The following is a 347-nucleotide window of genomic DNA, read 5'->3' as shown; positions in this document are numbered from 1 at the left end:
ATATAGCCAATTTATCAGGGTTAATTGCGCTGCCATTTCGGAAACACTGCTAGAGAGCGAGCTTTTTGGCTACGAGGAAGGAGCCTTCACCGGAGCGAAACGGGGCGGCAAGCGCGGGCTTTTTGAAGAAGCAAGCGGCGGCACGATTTTTCTGGATGAAATCGGGGAACTCTCGATGAGCATGCAGGTGAAGCTGCTTCGCGTTTTGCAGGAACGGGAGATTGTCCGTGTCGGTGGCAGCAAACCGATCATGATTGATGTGCGGGTAATTGCTGCTACACATGTGAATTTGGAATCGGCGATCCAGACGGGTCGCTTCCGTGAAGACCTTTATTACCGCCTGCACG

The 347-nt window shown here is 52.7% G+C and carries 1 protein-coding gene; it reads left to right on the top strand.

The window, feature by feature from the left end; all coding sequences use genetic code 11:
• The coding region (locus MXD62_RS10540; RefSeq protein ID WP_248829136.1) for a sigma 54-interacting transcriptional regulator at window positions 1-347 on the top strand (347 nt) is incomplete at both ends.

The organism is Frankia sp. Mgl5 (assembly GCF_023242985.1).
GTDB lineage: Bacteria > Actinomycetota > Actinomycetes > Frankiales > Frankiaceae > Parafrankia > Parafrankia soli.
The sequence above is the reverse complement of the archived record's forward strand: the minus strand, read 5'-3'. Positions and strand labels throughout refer to the sequence as shown.